This window comes from Rhizobacter sp. P2_G4, from assembly GCF_056403575.1.
In genome coordinates, this window is sequence record NZ_JBFUFG010000001.1 from 698,623 (window position 1) to 716,030 (window position 17,408).

The window sequence follows — 17,408 nt, forward strand, 5'->3', positions numbered from 1 at the left end:
TCACAGAGAAGGCATGCCATGTCCACAACCATTCCCGCCACGCTGATCCCCGGCGACGGCATCGGGCCCGAGATCGTTGACGCCACCCTCGCCGTGCTTGACGCGGTCGGCGCACCCTTCGAGTGGGACCACCAGATCGCCGGGCTCGGCGGCGTCGAACTCGCCGGCGACCCGCTGCCGCCGGCCACGCTGGCGAGCATCCGCCGCACGCGCCTTGCGCTCAAGGGCCCGCTGGAAACGCCTTCGGGCGGCGGTTACCGCTCGTCGAACGTGCGCCTGCGCGAAGAGTTCCAGCTCTACGCCAACCTGCGCCCGGCCCGCACCGTGGTGCCCGGCGGCCGCTACGACAACATCGACCTGGTGATCGTGCGCGAGAACCTCGAAGGCCTGTACATCGGCCACGAGCACTACATCCAGATCGACCACGACCCGCACGCGGTGGCCATGGCCACCGGCATCAACACGCGGCAGGGCAGCCGCCGCCTGCTCGAATTCGCGTTCGAGCACGCCATCGCCACCGGCCGGAAGAAGGTGACGCTGGTGCACAAGGCCAACATCATGAAGGCGCTGACCGGCATCTTCCTGGAGACCGGGCTCGACCTGTACGAGAAGAAGTACAAGGGCCGCATCGAGCTCGAAACCGTGATCGTCGACGCCTGCGCGATGAAGCTGGTGCTCAACCCGTATCAGTTCGACGTGATCGTGACGACCAACCTGTTCGGCGACATCCTGTCCGACCTGGTGGCCGGCCTGGTCGGTGGACTCGGCATGGCGCCCGGCGCCAACATCGGCGCCGACGCCGCGATCTTCGAGGCCGTGCACGGCTCGGCGCCCGACATCGCGGGCAAAGGCCTTGCCAACCCGACCGCCTTGCTGCTGGCCGCCGCGATGATGCTCGACCACGTGAAGCTGCACGACAAGGCGCAGCGCGTGCGTCAGGCCATCGACGACACGCTCAACATCGACAACGTGCGCACCGGCGATTTGGGCGGCAAGGCCAGCACCGCCGAGTACACCCGCGCGCTGGTGAATCGAGCGAAGGGCTAAGCGAGCCGCTGGCTGAGCGGGGGAGTCGGCTTGGGTTCGGGTCTGCTTTCGGACCTGGTCAACCAGGCTTGCGCCTCGCCGGCCGTCAACGGCGAGGCATAGAGCGCACCCTGCAGTACGTGGCAGCCGGCTTGGCGCGCAACGTCCGCCTGGGCCTCGGTCTCCACGCCTTCGGCCACCACATCAAGCCGCAGCACGGCAGCCAGCGTGCAGATGGCCTTGACCACCGCGGCCGCATCGGCCGCGGGCAGCGGTTCGATCAGCGTGCGGTCGATCTTCACCGTGCTGATCGGCAGGCTGCGCAGCAGGTTGAGTGACGAGAAGCCGGTGCCGAAGTCGTCGAGCGCGACCTCGACGCCATGGTCACGCAGCGCCTGGATCTGCTGACGCGCCTGCTCGAGGTGGGTGACAGCCGCGCTCTCGGTGATCTCGAGCGTGAGCAGCGCGGGCGGCACCTCGTACTGGCGCAGCGTGTTGGCCACCATGTCGGGAAAGCTCGGGTCGAGCAACTGCAGCGGCGAGACGTTCACCGCGACCGGCACCAGGACCCCGGAAGCCTGGCGCCAGCGGGCCTGCTGGTGGCAGGCCTGGGCCAGGATCAGCCGGCCCAGCGGCACGATGAGGCCGGTGCGTTCGGCCGCGGGAATGAACTCGTTGGGGCCGATGCGACCCAGGCCCGGGCGATCCCAGCGCACCAGCGCCTCGAAGCCCACCAATGCGCTGCCACGCGCGTCGACCTTGGGCTGGTAGAACAGCACGAACTCGTCTTTGCTGACACCGGCGCGCAAGGCCTGCTCGGCGTCCAGCACCACACCCGAGCCGCGCTCGAAGCGCTCTTGTGCGAACTGCAGCGAAGTGCCCGGCGTGGACTTGGCCTGGTGCATCGCGGCATTGGCCGCACGCAGCAAAGCCTCGGGGTCGCGCGAGGTGGTGGGGTAGAGCGCGGCGCCCATCGACACGTCGAGAAAGAAGTCGTGGCCGGGCACCTGCAGCGAGCGTGACAGGCGCTTGCGCACACGCTGCACCAGGCTCTCGACGGTGGCTTCGTCGTGCGCGTCGCGCGCCAGCAGCGCGAACTCGTCTTCGCCCAGGCGCATGACCTCGGCCTCGCCGTTCAAGGCGCGCTGCAGCATGGCGGCGAGCGCGCGCAAGACCTCGTCGCCGACCGACGGCCCGTGCGCTTCATTGAAGAGCTTGAAGCGGTCGACATCGAGCAGCACCAGTGCAAACGAGCTGTCTGGCACGGCGCACAGCTCGCGCAGGCGCTGCAGCAGCGCGCTGCGATTGGGCAGGCCGGTGAGCTCGTCGTGCGTCGCCTGGTGCAGCAGGGCCTGGGTGGCGTTGTGCTGCGCCGTCTCGTCGGTCACCACCACCTGCTCGGCGGGCTGGCCGTCCCAGTCGATGCGCCAGGCGGTGAAGCGCAGCTGGATCGGCGTGCCGTCGAAGCGGTAGCGCAGGCCATCCCAGCTGGCTTGTACCAGCTCGCCCGAGATGATGCGGCGGTGCCGTTCACGTGCCAGCGCGCGTTCGCTCTCGGGCATGGTGGCGTCGCGCCACAGCGTGCTGACCTCGGTCAATGACGAGAGGCCGTAGATGCGCAGCAGGGCCGGGTTGGCATAGGCCAGTTCTTCACCCAGCACCACCGCCACGCCCTGGTGCGAGCGTTCGGTGAGCTGCTGGAAGCGGTCGCGCAGGCGGCGAGACTCATCGGCCGAGCGGCTCACCGCGGCGTGCAGCAGCGCCAGGCCGAGCGTGAGCCGCAACACCGCGGCCACAGACGCCTGCACCGCCAGCGCCGTTTCACCGGCCACCACGAAGGTGAACTGGTTGACGCCGATCAGCACCAGCAGCACACCGACCAACCGCTCTGCAGCGCCAAGCCGCCACAGCCAGCCGAGGGCGACGATGCCTGCGGCGATGTGCAGTGACGCGGCCACCGATTGCGCCAGCAGGGGGTGGATTTGCAGCAGCAGCGCACAGGCCACCAGCAACAAGATGAAGACCGCGGCGTTCTGCCGCCGCGTGGGCGCAAACCCCGCCAGGCGCGTGGTGCCGAGCATCACCAGGGTCAGATACAACGCCGACAGCATCACCATCGCGACCGTGCCGAGTGTTTGTGCGAGCGCCAGCGGGTATCGCATCAGCACGAAGGCCACCGGCACGAACGCTTGCGTGAGGTAGGCCCAGCCGAGGTCGCGCGAGAAACCCTGGCGGCGGTCGCGCCACCACGCCAGCAGCAGCGTGAGACCGACAATCAGGTTGACAGCGGTGTTGAAGGCGAGGGCGTAGTTCACGTCCGTCCCTGCCCAGGCGCGCGAAAGGGCGTGATCATTCTCCGGCCAGGATCCAGGCAGCAGCGCGCTCGGCAATCATCAGCGTCGGCGCGTTGGTGTTGCCGCTGGTGATGGTGGGCATCACGCTCGCGTCGACCACCCGGAGACCACGCACTCCATGCACACGCAGACGCGAATCGACCACCGCGAGCGGGTCGCTCTCGGGGCCCATCTTGGCCGTGCCCACGGGGTGGAAGATCGTCGTGCCGATGTCACCTGCGAGCTTGGCGAGTTCTTCGTCGGTCTGGAACTGCGTGCCGGGCTTCACTTCCTTCGGCGAGTATTTGGCCAGCGCCGGCTGGGCCACGATGCGGCGCGTGACGCGCAGGGAGTCGGCAGCCACACGGCGGTCTTCTTCGGTGCTGAGGTAGTTGGCGCGAATGCTCGGCGCATCGGTCGGCGAGGCGCTCTTGATCTGCACCTGGCCGCGGCTGGTGGGGTTGAGGTTGCACACGCTCGCGGTGAAGGCATTGAACGGGTGCAGCGGCTCGCCGAAGGCATCGAGCGAAAGCGGCTGCACGTGGTACTCGAGATTGGCGTGCGGCTGGTCGGGGCTGCTGCGCGTGAAGGCGCCGAGCTGCGAGGGCGCCATGCTCATCGCGCCGCTGCGCTTGAAGGCGTACTCGAGGCCGATCATGGCCTTGCCCCAGAGGCTGTTGGCCTGGGTGTTGAGCGTCTTCACGCCTTGCACGCTGAAGACGGCGCGAATCTGCAGATGGTCTTGCAGGTTGCCGCCCACGCCCGGCAGGTGGTGTTGCACCGTGATGCCGTGGTGCTGCAGCAGGCTGCTCGCACCGATGCCCGAGAGCTGCAGGATCAGCGGCGTGCCCACGGCGCCTGTGGCGAGGATCACTTCGCCGCGAGCCTTCACCTGGATCGGCTCACCGCCGCCTTGCGGCATCACCTCGACGCCGATGGCACGGCGCTCATTGGCACCATCACCGCCGAGCAGCACGCGCGAGATGTGCGCGCCGGTCCAGACCTGCAGGTTGTCGCGGTGCTCGATGGGGCGCAGAAAGGCCTTGGTCGCATTCCAGCGGATGCCGCGGCGCTGGGTCACGTCGAAGTAGCCCACGCCTTCGTTGTTGCCGCGGTTGAAGTCGTTGCTGTGCGGGATGCCGGCTTGCTGCGCGGCCTCGGCGAAGGCATCGAGCACGTCCCAGCGCAGGCGCTGTTTCTCGACACGCCATTCGCCGCCTTGGCGTTCGCCCTTGGGGTCGAAACCGGGCGCAGCATGAAACTCATCAGCGCCCTTGTGGAAGTCTTCGTGCTTCATGAAGGCCGGCAGGCACTCGCGCCAGCTCCAGCCGTCGTTGCCGAGCGCGCCCCAGTGGTCGTAGTCGCGCGCCTGGCCGCGCATGTAGATCATGCCGTTGATGCTGGAGGAGCCGCCGAGCACCTTGCCTCGCGGGTAGCGCAGCTTGCGGCCGTTCAGGCCGACGTCTTCATCGGTGTAATACAGCCAATCGGTGCGCGGGTTGCCGATGCAGTACAGGTAGCCGACCGGGATGTGGATCCACATGTAGTCGTCGTTGCCACCCGCCTCGATGAGCAGCACGCGCTTGGTCGGGTCGGCGCTGAGCCGGTTGGCCAGCAGGCAGCCCGCGGTGCCGGCACCGCAAATGATGTAGTCGTAAGTCGATGGAGTCACGGAAGGCCGCTCTGCAGTTCGCCGCAGAGTCTAGCCTTCCGCCTGGTCTCGAAACTGACGCCGTCTTTACGCCGATGGCGTGGGCGCGCGCAACAATCCGTACCAGTCGATTCGGCGTGTGAGCGCCATCACGGCAGCGAGCACGGCAAACAACAACACCGAGCCGATGACCAGCGCCGTCTGTTCCATCTGCAATAGCGCATAGAGGGCGCCGTACAAGCCGGCCACGCCCGCACCGAACAGCGCGAACGACAGATGCTCCGACAGGCTGAGCAACAGCAGGAAGAAGATGCTCAGCGCGCAACCCCTCAGCAGGTACTGGATCGGGTGCACGCGCAGACGGCGCATCACCTCGACCATGGCCACCGCCACGAAGGTGAGCGCAATAAAGAGCAGGCCGTACTTGATGGCAAGGTCACTCAGCGGATACGGATTGACGGGGTCGACGAATGACACGTTGAATGACTCGATGCCTTTGCCTCGACGCTCGCGCCCGTGCCGATCGAGGCCGTGGTGGCCAGCGACGAAACCTGCCAGGAGGCACTGAATGGGTCGGGCCGCACGGCGCCTGTGATGGGCAGCAAGCGCCCGCCAAACGAGAGGTGCGGCCAGTTTGCCTCGAGTTGCACGCGGGTGTCATCGGCCGCGGGAGCCATCGCGAAATCCGATGTGCCCACCAGTTCCAGGCTCACTTCAGCACGGAACGGCCTGCTCGGACTGGCGTGTGGCTTAAGGCAGCTCCGCGTGAAAGCCGCGCGGGTTGCTGGCGCGCGGGGCCGACCACGATTGCCAGGCTGGTCCTCGCCTTCGCCGCTCACGGTGTCCCACTCTTCGAGTGAGCGGGCGACAAGTCGTCCAGCAGCGCCAGCTTGCGCGGCACGATGAGACCGCTCGTTATCGCACCGTGCTGGCCAGGATCGGAAACAGCTTGATCAACCCGTCGGACATCACCTCGACCGCAAGCGCGGCGAGGATCAAGCCCATCAGCCGCGTCATCACGTTGATGCCGGTCTTGCCCAACACCTTGGCGATGCGCCCAGCGGCACTGAACGCCAACCAGACCGACACGCCGATCACCACGCCATAGCCCACCAGAAAGGCCACCTCCCACCAGTGGCGGGTCTTATCGGCGTAAATCACCATGGTGGAAATGGTGGCGGGCCCGGTGAGCAGCGGGATGGTCAAGGGCACGACGGCGATGCTGTCCCCGGCGTCGACCTTGTCCTGGCCCTCGGTCACGTCTTCCTTGCGGGTCTCGGCGGGCTGGGCATTCAGCATCTGCAACGCCGAGATCAACAGCAAGGTGCCCCCACCAACCTGAAACGAGGCCAGCGAGATGCCGAAGAACTCGATGATCCGCAGCCCCGCCACGGCGCTCACGGCGATTACCACGAAGGCGCTGAACGCCGCCACGCGGATGGTTCGCTGCCGCTGCTGGCGGGTAAAACCCTCGGTGAAATGAATGTAGAAGGGGATCACGCCGATCGGGTTGACGATGGCGAGCAGCGCGACCAAGGGTTTGTAGATGTCCATGCGGCATTTTGCTGGCTCAGGCTCGCCTCCAGCCCGTAGCGCAAACCCGGCCGCTGAGAATCCCAGCGCACAACGCCCTCTTTTTGGGCATCTATGCTCTTTCCCGATGAGGGTAAAAAGAAACTGGGGCAAGTGTCATTCCCTCGTCAAACCCAAATCAACGGAGCGAAGCCAGCAGACCAAAATGGTTGTTGCACTACGCCGAAAGCGAGGCAGCACGGGCCTTAGATCATAGGGATGGCGCCTCTTGGCATATGCGCATCTAATGCCCTACCCCGAAAACAACACTTTCGAGTTCGGCGTATTGCAGGGCTTTCCACTATTTGCACCGCTTTGCGCAATTACTTGATAATGGAATTTCCCGGTATGGATGCAGCGCCTTCGCTTGAATGGTTCAGGATAGGTAAAAGCTCCACATTTGTTCTCTGTCTCTTCAGGAAAGAAAGGCGCTCTCCATGGGCAACAAACTCTACGTCGGCAACCTCGCCTACAGCGTTCGCGACGACGATCTCCAACAAGCATTCGCTCAATTCGGCACCGTCTCATCTGCCAAGGTGATGATGGACCGCGACACCGGCCGCTCCAAGGGGTTCGGCTTCGTGGAAATGGGCTCGGACGCCGAGGCCCAATCGGCCATCAACGGCATGAACGGCCAGGCCCTCGACGGCCGCGCCCTGGTTGTCAATGAAGCCCGCCCACGCGAAGAGCGTCCGGGTGGCTTCGGCGGCGGCGGCGGCGGTGGCCGCTCCGGCGGTGGTGGCGGCTTCGGTGGCGGCGGCGGTCGCTCCGGTGGTGGTGGTGGCGGCTTCGGCGGCGGCAGTGGTGGCGGCGGCTACGGCGGTGGTGGCGGTGGCCGCTCCGGCGGTGGCGGCGGCTACGGCGGTGGTGGCGGCGGCCGTTCCGGCGGCGGTGGCGGCTACGGTGGTGGCGGCAGCAGCGGCGGTGGCCGCGGCGGCTACTAAGCCCTCGGCCGAGCCGTTTCACTGAAGCGGCTCAACAGAAAGCGGTGGATGCGCAGGCACCCACCGCTTTTTTCATGGCAGCTTTGAGGGCCTCGGCTAACCCTTGGCTGACGTGGCATTCATCCGGGCAGCAAGCCGACGACGCCACAGCGTGCGGACACCCCAACCGACGAGAGCCAGCAGCAGCGCCCAGGGCAGCACCGCGGCGACAAAGCTGATCAAAGCTGCCACGCTGTAGGCCAGCATGCGCCCTGCGCCGCGGACAGCATCACTCACCGGCGACCAGACACCGGCTTCCAGCACCGAGGGGCGCGCACTGAAGCTCAGCGCCACATGGACCTTGTCGGTCTGGTTGGACAAGGCCTTGCGCCGCGAGGCCAGGCTGTCGATCTCGCTCTGCACGCGCACCAGTTCCCGCTCCACCTCGATCAGGTCTTTGAGCTTGGCGCCGGGCGTGCTCATCAGGCTGCGGAGGTGATCACGGAACTCGCTCATGTTCTTCAGGCGCGCATCGGTGTCGATGACCTCGTCGGTCTTGTCTTCAGCCGTCTTGCTGTGCTGGCCCACGCTGCCAAGGGCGCTGACCTGCTTGAGGAAGGCATCGAGCTTGTCGGGCGGTACGCGGGCTTCGAGTTGCGCACTGGCCGGGCGGCGTGGATCGTCGCGTACCAGCGTCGAGCCGAGCACCTGGCAGCCGGCCACTTCGCATGCTTCGTTGGCTTGGCGCCACGCTTGCTCGACCCCATCGGCCTCGGTCTGGATCTGAAGGTCGTGGCGCACGGCGAGATAGCGTCGAACAGGCGCTATCTCGACACCTGCCTGTGCTGGAGCAACGTCGCGAGCCCGCTTGGCCACGGTCGCCGAATCTCGCAATGTCATCGGCGCCTCGGACGCGGCGCTGTCGGAGGTCTGTTGCTTGCCACATGCGCCAAGCAGCAGCAGGCAAATCAAAGTCGAAGTGAAGAGATATCGCATAGAGGGTCCGTGGGGCTGTGATGTCTCTTCTACGTCGCAGCCCCGCCAACGGGGTGAAACGCTTGCCGCGCGGTCACTCGCCCTGGCGGTGCTTTCGCGGGCGCCCGGCCAGTACGCGGTCGAACAGCGCATTGGGCAAGGCCCGCAGCAGCTTGGCGACGATGCCCATCTGCCAGGGGATCACGCGGTAGCTCACGCCGGCGGTGATGGCACGGAAGGCCTTGTCGGCAAAGGCCTCCGGCTGCATCAGGAAGGGCATGCTGTAGCGGTTTTCACTCGTGAGCGGCGTGGCCACATAGCCCGGGCCGACGGTCACGACCTTCACGCCGCTCGGGCGCAATTCACCGCGCAGGCTCTCGCAGTAGCTGATGACGGCCGCCTTGCTGGAACAGTAGGCGCCGTGCCCTGGCAGACCACGTATGCCAGCCACGCTCGCGATGCCGACCAGGGCACCGGAGCGGCGTGCGCACATCGCGGTGATGAAAGGCTGGAAGGTGGCGGCCATGCCGATGTTGTTGGTCTCGTAGGTGGCGCGCATGACCTCGATGTCGTCGAGCACTGCCGTATCCATGCCAACGCTGATGCCGGCGTTGGCGATGACCACGTCAGGCAGACCCTGCGCCTGGATGCAGGCGCGGCCGGCGCCGGTGATCGCAGCGATGTCGCGCACGTCGGCGCCGTAGACCGCAAAGCGCGCAGCGTCCAGGCCTTGCGATTGCGCCCAGGCCTGCACTTCTGCGGCGCGGCGCGCCACCAGTGCCAGCCGGTAGCCGGCCCGGTAGAAGCGCGCGGCCAGCGCCTGGCCGATTCCGCTGGACGCACCGGTGATGAAAACGAGCGGCGCAGCGCTCATGGCTGTTTCACACGAGCGTCGAAGGTGGCACGCGTGCGCCCGCTGAACTGGATCAGCCGGTCGAGGTGGCTGTACTCGATGCCGTCGGCCTTCACCTCGGTGCCGGCGCGCGTGATCGTCACCGGCAGATGGGAACGCACGCGCTCGGTGTCGAGAAAGGCGTGCAGGAACTCGCCGCGGAAGTTGATCGCCGGTTCGGTCGCGGTGGCTTCGGCCACGATCTCGGCGCCACCCAGCAGCTGCACCTCGGTGGCCGCACCGTTGGTGATGGCGTGGCGTGCCGTGGCCAAGGTGATGCGGCCATCGGGGCTGACTGCGCGCATGCGCACGTTATCGATCTCCACCGTGTCGGTGTCGGGGTAGTGACGCAGCGTGTCGCCTTCGATCTGCGCGCGCAGCGGGCCTTGCGGCGTGAAGCGCTGTACCGCGAAGTGGTGCATTTCGTAGTCGGGCTCGTGCTTGGCGGGTGCGGCGGCGCGCTCTGCACCGGCCAGCGGCGTGTTCTTCACCAGCCACCAGGTGGCCAGTGCCAGCAAGGCCATCAACAGCAGCGGCAGGTAAGCGGACGCCAGTTGCAGCAAACGCCAGCGCAAGGGCTGCTTCACGCGGGGCGCCGTCGTGGCCGGTGCGGGCGGCGCCAGCACCGTGAGCTCGCTCAGCGCATCGGTTTCAGGCACCGGCATCCAATGTGACGAGGTGGCTGTGCAGCAAGGGCGCGTAGCGGCCCGCTGCGGTGAGCAAGAGATCGCAGCACTCGCGCGCCGCACCGTGGCCACCGCAGGCAGTCGTGATGTGGTGCGACACGGCCTTGACCTCGGCATGTGCGTTGGCCGGGGAGCATGCAAAGCCGGCGCGCGCCATCAATGGCAGGTCGGGCCAGTCGTCACCCATGGCAGCCAGGGCATCCCAGCTCAAGTTCAGTTGTGCGAGCAAGGTTTCGGCCGCGGCGAGCTTGTCATGCGCTCCGTACACGGCATGCGCGATGCCGAGGTCGGCCACGCGGCGGCGCACGGCGGGCGAATCGCGGCCGGTGATGACGATGGGCGTGATGCCGCCTTGCGCCAGCAGCTTCAGGCCATGGCCGTCAAGCGTGCTGAAGGCCTTGAACTCTTCACCGCGCTCGCTGATGTAAATGCGCCCGTCGGTGAGCACACCATCGACGTCGAAGATGGCCGCGCGAACGGGCTGCGCCTTAAGCAGCAGCTCGGGCGCGAACGAAATCACCGGCGTGATGGCGCGCATCAGATGACCTTGGCGCGCATCAGATCGTTGAAGCTCAGGGCACCCACCAGCGTGCCGGACTGATCGACCACCACCACGAGCGTGATACGCGCCTCTTCCATCAGGTCCGCAGCTTCGACCGCCAGGGCCTGCGGATGAACGGTGCGCGGTTTGCGGTGCATCACGTCGCTTGCCGTCAGGCCACGCAAGTCGCGACCTTGCTCGATGCAGCGGCGCAGGTCACCGTCGGTGAAGATGCCCAGCACCTTCGCGGCGCTGTCGGTGACGATCGCCGCACCCAGGCTCTTGGCACTCATCTCCCGCATCACTTCGGTAAAGGGGGTCTCGGGATCGACGCGCGGCAATGCGTCGCCGGTGCGCATCAGGTCGCGTACATGCGTGAGCAGCTTGCGGCCCAGGCTGCCGCCAGGGTGGGACCTCGCGAAGTCTTCCTCCTTGAACCCACGCGCGTCGAGCAGCGCCACGGCGAGCGCATCGCCCAGCGCCATCTGTGCGGTGGTGCTCGCGGTAGGCGCGAGCTTGAGCGGGCAGGCCTCTTGTTCGACGGCACTGCTGAGCGCGATGTCGGCGTGCTGTGCGAGCGACGACTCGGCACGGCCCGTCATCGCGACGAGCGTGATGCCCACACGCTTGAGGGCGGGCAGGATGGCAGTGAGTTCATCCACCTCACCCGAGTTCGAGATCGCGAGCACCACGTCGCCTGGCGTCACCATGCCAAGGTCGCCATGGCTGGCCTCGGCAGGGTGCACGAACATCGCCGGCGTGCCGGTGGAGGCGAGCGTGGCAGCGATCTTGCGACCCACATGGCCGCTCTTGCCCATGCCCATCACCACAACGCGGCCGGTGCATGCCAGCATGGCCTTGACGGCTTCAGCGAACTCGGGGCCCTGGCGTGCTTTCAATCCGAGCAGGGCCTTGGCCTCGATGTCGAAGGTGTCGCGCGCGAGTTGCAGCGCACGGTCGGCATCGAATGAAGTGGTGGAGGCTTGAGAAGGCACGGCGCAGGAGGTTGCGTGAGAGGGGTGTCCAGTAGGATTCGATCATTGTAGGCACGCAGCTTGCGCGAACCGCCCTCCATGGCATCCACCCTCGAAATCGTGTTGCTGTACCTCGTCGCCGCGGTGGCCGGCGTGGTGGTGTGCCGCTCGTTGCGCTTGCCGCCGATGCTCGGCTACCTGGCCGTAGGCGTGCTGATTGGCCCCAATGCGCTGGCACTGGCCAAGGGCTCGGCAGGCATCACCTACCTGGCCGAGTTCGGCGTGGTGTTCCTGATGTTCGTGATCGGGCTCGAGTTCAACCTGCCCAAGCTCAAGAGCATGCGCAAGCTGGTGTTCGGCCTCGGGTTGAGCCAGGTGGCACTGACGATTGCCGTCGCCATCGCGGGCAACGCGGTTCTCGCGTGGGCCTTCAGCCTGGCCGGCCGTCACTGGGGCTTGAGCTGGCAGAGCGCCGTGGCATTGGGGGGCGCCTTGGCGATGAGCAGCACCGCCATCGTGGTCAAGCTGATGGCCGAGCGGCTGGAGCTCGAGAGCGAGCACGGCCGCCGCGTGATGGGCGTGCTGCTGTTCCAAGACTTGGCCGTGGTGCCGCTGCTGGTGTTAATTCCCGCGCTGGGCTCGTCGCCGGAGAAGCTGCTGAGCGAACTGGCCCTCGCCGCGCTGAAGGCCGGCGCGTTGCTCACGGTGCTGCTGGTCGGCGGCCAGCGCGTCATGCGCTGGTGGCTCACGCTGGTGGCGCGGCGCAAGAGCGAAGAGCTGTTCATCCTCAACCTGCTGCTGGTCACGCTGGGCTTGAGCTGGCTGACGGAGCACGCGGGCCTGTCACTCGCCCTGGGTGCCTTCGTGGCCGGCATGCTGATCGCCGAGACCGAATACAAGCACCAGGTGGAGACCGATATCCGGCCCTTCCACGATGTGCTGCTGGGGCTGTTCTTCATCACCATCGGCATGAAGCTCGATGGCGAGACCATCTTCGACCAGTGGGCCTTGGTGCTGGTGCTGAGCCTGCTGCCAGTGGTGTTCAAGTTCGTGCTGGTCGCCGCACTGGCCAAGATCTTCGGTGCGGCCACGGGCGTCGCGTTGCGCACCGGTCTCTACCTCGCGCAGGCGGGCGAGTTCGGTTTCGTTTTGCTGACCCTGGCGACGCAAGAGAAGCTGCTGCCGGCGAATCTGCAGAGCCCGGTGCTCGCGAGCATGGTGCTGTCGATGCTTGCCACACCCTTCATCGTGATGTACAGCAACCGCATCGTGATGCGCCTGAGTGCCAACGACTGGCTGATGCAGTCGGTGGCGATGACATCGATTGCCAAGCGAGCAATCAACACCGAGGCCCACGTCATCATTGCCGGCTATGGCCGCAGCGGCCAGAACCTGGCGCGCCTGCTCGACGGCGAGCACATTCCGTACATGGCGCTCGACCTCGACCCCGACCGCGTACGCCAGGCCGCGGCCGCGGGCCAGAGCGTGGTGTTCGGCGACGCGGCGCGCCTGCAGAGCCTGATGGCCGCGGGCCTCGCGCGCGCCAGCGCAGTGGTGGTGAGTTATCACGACACGCCGTCGGCGCTGAAGATCCTGCATCTGGTGCAGGCGCACGCGCCCAACGTGCCGGTGATCGTGCGAACGCTGGACGACAGCGACATCGAGCGCCTGCAGGCCGCGGGCGCCACCGAGGTCGTTCCTGAAGCCATTGAAGGTTCGCTGATGCTCGCCAGCCACGCGCTGGCCCTGGTGGGCGTGCCGATGCGCCGCGTGATCCGCGTGGTGCAAGACCAGCGCGATGCGCGCTACAGCCTGCTGCGCGGTTACTTCCACGGTGCCGACGACGACACGGTCGACGACCTGCAGCAGGCACGCCTGCTCACCGTGAGCCTGCCGGCAGCCGCCGCGAGCCTGGGCCAGACCTTGGCCGACCTGGCCCTGCACGCAGTGGGCGTGAGCGTGGTGTCGGTGCGGCGTGCCTCGGGCGCCGTCACCAAGCCCGAGGACGCGTTGACCTTGAACGCCGGCGACACGCTGGTGCTGTCGGGTTTGCCTGAGGCCTTGTCGCTGGCCGAAGGCAAGCTGCTCGGCCGCTCCTGAGCGCTTCGAATGAGCAAGAGGCCGCTGCGGCCTCTTGCTCTTCAGTCCGCAGGTGTCAGGTCCAGAAGACCTTCATCACGGGCAGGCCGCCGAGTTGGCCACGGCCAGCGGACGCAACGCCTTGGTGGTGGCGCTGTCGTCCATGCCCGTGGTGTTCTGCGTGTAGGTACAGCCGTAGGTCGGCGCAGCCACGGTCGCAGCCGTCACCACATCGTCGCCCGTCGGCTTCACCCCGTCGCGCTCCCACTTGATCATGTCGTCGAACGCGGTCGCCTGTTCGGCGACCGTGAAGTCGCAGTGTGAGATGCCGCGGATCGCCCGCTGCACGAGCCAGCCGCTGTTGCCCTTGGCGGCCACGCGCTGCTGGTAGACCTGCTCCATCACGAAGGGCACGAACAGGTCGCCCAGGGTGTGGATCGATACCACCGGGATCTTGATGTCGCCGTTGGCCTTGGGGATCCAGCGCAAGCCATCGCGGCGCAGACGGTTGGCGTCCGGGTCCGCCGTGAGCTTCAGCGCCGCGGCGTTGAGCGCCGCGGAGCCGGCCACGTCGCCGTCGATCACGTAGGTGAAGCGGTTGGTGTCGATCACGTTCTGGGTCAGGATGCCCGTGACGGTGCCGTCTCCGCCAAAGGTGCCGTACGACGATGGAAAACTGCCGCCGTAGGCCAGGCCCAGGTCGAACATCGGGCGCTCGCCACCCGTCAGGTTCTTGACGACCGACTTGTACTTGTCTCCGGTGGCGGTGGTGGCGATGGGTACGCCAGGTGATCCAGGGAAGGTGCTGAACAGGGTGGAGGTGACCAGCGCGCTGATGTCGGCCCAGCCGGTGGTCGGGTATTTCGGCACGCCCGCCAGCGCTTGCGCGGTGACCTGCATGCCGCTGAACACATCGAACAGCTCCGTATCGCCGACCACGCCGCACATGGGCACGGCGCCCGCGTACGCGACCTTGTGGTTGGCGGTGGTGGCGGCTTCTCCGTCAATCGCCGCCGCGGTGATGTGGCCGCCCATCGAATGGCCGGTGATGTAGATCTTGCTGGGTACCGCCAGCGGGCGAGAGTTCGCGGTGGCGATGTCGTTGAACGCCAACGCCAGCGCGTTGGTGTCTTCGACGCCAGCGCGGACGTCGTAGTAGTTCTTGCTGTAGCTGGACGCCGCCCAGGCGTAGCCGTTCTGGATCAAGTAACGGCGAATCGACGGGTTGTTGACGCCGAGCGCGTTGCCGGTGCCTGCATAGCCGTGGGCATACATGACCAGCTTGCCGTTCCAGTTGGCCGGCACCTCGACCCGGTAGGCAGCACCGCCGAGGACCCCCGCCCAACGGCTGGTGGTCGACATGTCGACCGTGTCCGAGGGACTGGCTGCCATGGCCGCGAAGGTCGTGGCCGTGGAGTCGGCCGGCGCGAAGCTCGTGCGGGCATCCTGGGGCCGTGTTTCTTCAGGCGCCGGTGGGGGCGGGGGAGCCGGTGCGGGGTCGTCGCTGCCTCCGCAAGCGGCCAGCAACACGGTGCCGAAAAGCGCGGCAAGGCGCATCGATGTAATCGACTGCATGGATTTGTCTCCTGGTGTTTGAACTGTTGGATTCGGACCAGCGTGCGAGCGCGGTCTGAATCAAGGTTAGTTCGCACGAGCCCAGGCGACGCAGCGGGCTTTCCCCCTGAGCCCAGTCGCATCGGGGACAAACGGTTCTGCTCAGCGAAACGCAGAGGGCAGGTGAGTGACGTCCGCGTCCCGCGGCGTCACTACTCAGTATCTGCCGTTCAGGCGACCGGCGTCTGCTTGGTCATGTTGGACCGCATGCGTGTGGCCATCACGCCGCCCGCTGCGCGGATCAACTCCAGCGCCAAAGCCGGCGAGCGCTGAGCAAGCTCTTCGAGACGCGGCCCGCGCAGGGCCCAGATGATGGAAGGTGTCATCGCTTCGACGCTGGCGGTGCGCGGCCCGTCGACGAACAGCCCGGGTTCGCCGATCACTGAGCCAGGGCGCAGGATGGCGATGCGGTTGCTACCGGGAGGGCCACCGGTCACGAAGACCTGGAGCGAGCCGCGGCCGAGGAAGTACATGCTGCGATCGGTGTCGCCCTGCTTGATGACGAGGTCACCAGTGCGCACGTCGTGCTGTGTGAGATAGGGGCCGATTGTGCGCCACTGGTCTGCATTCAGACGTGCGCGGAAGGCGTCTTCGGTGTTGAGCGATTGAATGGCTTGAACCAGCTCGTTGAAGTCCATGATGGGTCGTTGCCGCGAAGTGAGGAGGCGCGGCCTGTGAAGCACCGCAGACGTGAATTATCGGCTCGCGCGCGGCACCTCACAACGGGGCAGACGAGGGGGACGCCGCCGCCATTACTTGCCAATGCAGAAGCGGCTGAAGATCTCGCCCAGCAGGTCGTCGGACGTAAACTGCCCGGTGATCTCGGACAGCGCGTTGTGCGCTAGGCGCAGCTCTTCGGCCAGCAGATCGAGCGCCGGCGCGGTCGATGCGGCTTGCGCCTGGGCCTGCTCCAGATGGGCCTGTGTGCGCTGCAAGGCATCGACATGCCGTGCACGCGCGATGAACAGGCCGTCGGGCTGGGCGTGCCAGCCAGCGAGGCCGAGCAGCGTTCTCCGCAGCTCGGCCAGGCCCTCGCCCGTCAGTGCCGACAAGACGGCGCCGGGCGTGTCGGGCGCCGAAGCAAGGTCGCTCTTGTTGAAGACGTGGACCACGCGCTCGGCGAGCGGCTCGAGGCGCTGCGCAATCTGCGCGTCGCCGCGGTCATACGCAGCTTCGCCAAGGCGCGTCAGGTCATGCAGAAACAGCACGGCATCGGCCCGCGCGATCTCGTCCCAGCTGCGGGCGATGCCGATGCGCTCAACCTCGTCACCGGAGTCACCGAGCTCGCGCAGGCCGGCGGTGTCGATCACGTGCAGCGGCACGCCTTCGATCTGGATCGTCTGGGTGACCTTGTCGCGCGTGGTGCCGGGGATGGGCGTGACGATGGCGAGTTCGGCACCCGCAAGGGCGTTGAGCAGCGAGCTCTTGCCGACGTTGGGCTGGCCGGCCAGCACAACCTGGATGCCCTCGCGCAGCAGCGCACCTTGCCGCGCTCGGTCGAGCACCGTGGTGACCTGGTTCGCGATCGCGTCGAGCTGGCCGCGCGCATCGGCTTTCTGCAGAAAGTCTATGTCTTCCTCGGGGAAATCGAGCGTCGCTTCGACCAGCATGCGCAGCTTGATCAGGCGCTCGCTGAGGCCATCGATCTCGTTCGAAAACGCACCCGTCAGCGAGCGGCTGGCCGATCGGGCGGCCGCTTCGGTGCTGGCCTCGATCAGGTCACTCACCGCCTCAGCCTGGGCTAGATCGAGCTTGTCGTTGAGGTAGGCGCGTTCGGTGAATTCGCCCGGCTCGGCCAGGCGCAGGCCGATGGTTCGTCCAGCCTCCAGGCAGCGCGCCAGCAACAGCTGCAAGACCACGGGGCCGCCGTGCGCCTGCAGCTCCAGCACGTCTTCGCCGGTGTACGAGTGCGGCCCGGGGAAGTGGATGGCGATGCCCTGATCGATGGCCTGCCCCGAGGCGTCGACGAAGGGCAGGTAGCTCGCGTGACGCGCTTTCAGCGTCTGGCCGCACACCGCGGCGATCAGCGGCTGCAGGTTGCGCCCGGAGGCGCGAACAATGCCGACCGCACCCCGACCCGCCGCGGTGGCAATGGCAACAATCGGGTCGTGATGGCGCGGCAACATGCCGGCGATTGTCTCT

16 protein-coding genes are annotated in these 17,408 nt (G+C 66.8%); 3 read left to right on the forward strand and 13 right to left on the reverse strand.

Features of this window, described 5'->3' with window-relative positions; all coding sequences use genetic code 11:
• The first annotated feature begins 18 nt into the window (after positions 1 to 18).
• Positions 19 to 1,047 (forward strand): isocitrate/isopropylmalate dehydrogenase family protein, encoded by a 1,029-nt coding sequence (locus tag AC1DYS_RS03370; protein WP_477896040.1) that lies wholly within the window; start codon positions 19 to 21, stop codon positions 1,045 to 1,047.
• On the opposite strand, the gene AC1DYS_RS03375 is transcribed toward AC1DYS_RS03370, so the two are convergent.
• The 5 genes from AC1DYS_RS03375 to AC1DYS_RS03395 form a co-directional block, all read right to left on the reverse strand.
• A complete protein-coding gene (locus AC1DYS_RS03375; RefSeq protein ID WP_477896042.1) occupies positions 1,044 to 3,341 on the reverse strand; it encodes a putative bifunctional diguanylate cyclase/phosphodiesterase in 2,298 nt (765 codons plus the stop codon). The genes AC1DYS_RS03370 and AC1DYS_RS03375 overlap by 4 nt on opposite strands.
• Positions 3,342 to 3,375: 34 nt before the next feature.
• On the reverse strand, positions 3,376 to 5,031 hold the full coding sequence (locus AC1DYS_RS03380) for a GMC family oxidoreductase (protein WP_477896044.1): 1,656 nt from the start codon (positions 5,029 to 5,031) through the stop codon (positions 3,376 to 3,378).
• Positions 5,032 to 5,097: 66 nt separating this feature from the next.
• Positions 5,098 to 5,487: an inner membrane CreD family protein gene (locus AC1DYS_RS03385; RefSeq protein ID WP_477896046.1), complete on the reverse strand. Its 390-nt coding sequence runs from the start codon at positions 5,485 to 5,487 to the stop codon at positions 5,098 to 5,100.
• Positions 5,451 to 5,849 carry an inner membrane CreD family protein gene (locus AC1DYS_RS03390; protein WP_477896048.1) on the reverse strand — a complete coding sequence of 133 codons (399 nt, stop codon included), beginning with the start codon at positions 5,847 to 5,849 and terminating at the stop codon, positions 5,451 to 5,453. The genes AC1DYS_RS03385 and AC1DYS_RS03390 overlap by 37 nt, the downstream gene beginning before the upstream one ends.
• Positions 5,850 to 5,925: 76 nt before the next feature.
• Positions 5,926 to 6,564 carry a MarC family protein gene (locus AC1DYS_RS03395; RefSeq protein ID WP_047486726.1) on the reverse strand — a complete coding sequence of 213 codons (639 nt, stop codon included), beginning with the start codon at positions 6,562 to 6,564 and terminating at the stop codon, positions 5,926 to 5,928.
• Between the two features lie 455 nt (positions 6,565 to 7,019).
• Between AC1DYS_RS03395 and rbp the strand changes: the two genes are divergently transcribed.
• Entirely contained in the window at positions 7,020 to 7,526 is a 507-nt protein-coding gene (gene rbp / locus AC1DYS_RS03400) for an RNA-binding regulator (protein WP_477896050.1), read from the forward strand.
• Positions 7,527 to 7,622: 96 nt separating this feature from the next.
• Here the strand turns inward: rbp and AC1DYS_RS03405 are convergent, their stop codons facing one another.
• The 5 genes from AC1DYS_RS03405 to AC1DYS_RS03425 form a co-directional block, all read right to left on the reverse strand.
• Positions 7,623 to 8,405, reverse strand: coding sequence for a DUF4349 domain-containing protein (locus AC1DYS_RS03405; protein WP_477896052.1), 783 nt, complete (start codon positions 8,403 to 8,405; stop codon positions 7,623 to 7,625).
• A 169-nt stretch (positions 8,406 to 8,574) separates the two neighbouring features.
• Entirely contained in the window at positions 8,575 to 9,354 is a 780-nt protein-coding gene (locus tag AC1DYS_RS03410; RefSeq protein WP_477896054.1) for an SDR family oxidoreductase, read from the reverse strand.
• On the reverse strand, positions 9,351 to 10,037 hold the full coding sequence (lptC, locus tag AC1DYS_RS03415; RefSeq protein WP_477896056.1) for an LPS export ABC transporter periplasmic protein LptC: 687 nt from the start codon (positions 10,035 to 10,037) through the stop codon (positions 9,351 to 9,353). Before lptC ends, AC1DYS_RS03410 begins: the two co-directional genes overlap by 4 nt.
• Positions 10,024 to 10,596 carry a KdsC family phosphatase gene (locus AC1DYS_RS03420; RefSeq protein ID WP_477896058.1) on the reverse strand — a complete coding sequence of 191 codons (573 nt, stop codon included), beginning with the start codon at positions 10,594 to 10,596 and terminating at the stop codon, positions 10,024 to 10,026. Before AC1DYS_RS03420 ends, lptC begins: the two co-directional genes overlap by 14 nt.
• Positions 10,596 to 11,594 (reverse strand): KpsF/GutQ family sugar-phosphate isomerase, encoded by a 999-nt coding sequence (locus tag AC1DYS_RS03425; RefSeq protein WP_477896060.1) that lies wholly within the window; start codon positions 11,592 to 11,594, stop codon positions 10,596 to 10,598. Before AC1DYS_RS03425 ends, AC1DYS_RS03420 begins: the two co-directional genes overlap by 1 nt.
• A 78-nt stretch (positions 11,595 to 11,672) precedes the next feature.
• Here AC1DYS_RS03425 and AC1DYS_RS03430 point away from each other — a divergent pair, with 78 nt between their 5' ends.
• Positions 11,673 to 13,673, forward strand: a complete 2,001-nt coding sequence (locus AC1DYS_RS03430) for a cation:proton antiporter (RefSeq protein WP_477896062.1) — start codon at positions 11,673 to 11,675, stop codon at positions 13,671 to 13,673.
• Positions 13,674 to 13,748: 75 nt separating this feature from the next.
• Here AC1DYS_RS03430 and AC1DYS_RS03435 read toward each other — a convergent pair whose 3' ends face one another.
• From AC1DYS_RS03435 to mnmE, 3 genes are all read right to left on the reverse strand, one after another.
• Positions 13,749 to 15,227: an alpha/beta hydrolase family protein gene (locus AC1DYS_RS03435; protein WP_477896064.1), complete on the reverse strand. Its 1,479-nt coding sequence runs from the start codon at positions 15,225 to 15,227 to the stop codon at positions 13,749 to 13,751.
• Between the two features lie 209 nt (positions 15,228 to 15,436).
• A complete protein-coding gene (locus AC1DYS_RS03440) occupies positions 15,437 to 15,904 on the reverse strand; it encodes a cyclic nucleotide-binding domain-containing protein (RefSeq protein WP_047486746.1) in 468 nt (155 codons plus the stop codon).
• Positions 15,905 to 16,018: 114 nt separating this feature from the next.
• On the reverse strand, positions 16,019 to 17,392 hold the full coding sequence (gene mnmE / locus AC1DYS_RS03445; protein WP_477896066.1) for a tRNA uridine-5-carboxymethylaminomethyl(34) synthesis GTPase MnmE: 1,374 nt from the start codon (positions 17,390 to 17,392) through the stop codon (positions 16,019 to 16,021).
• Positions 17,393 to 17,408 lie beyond the last annotated feature (16 nt).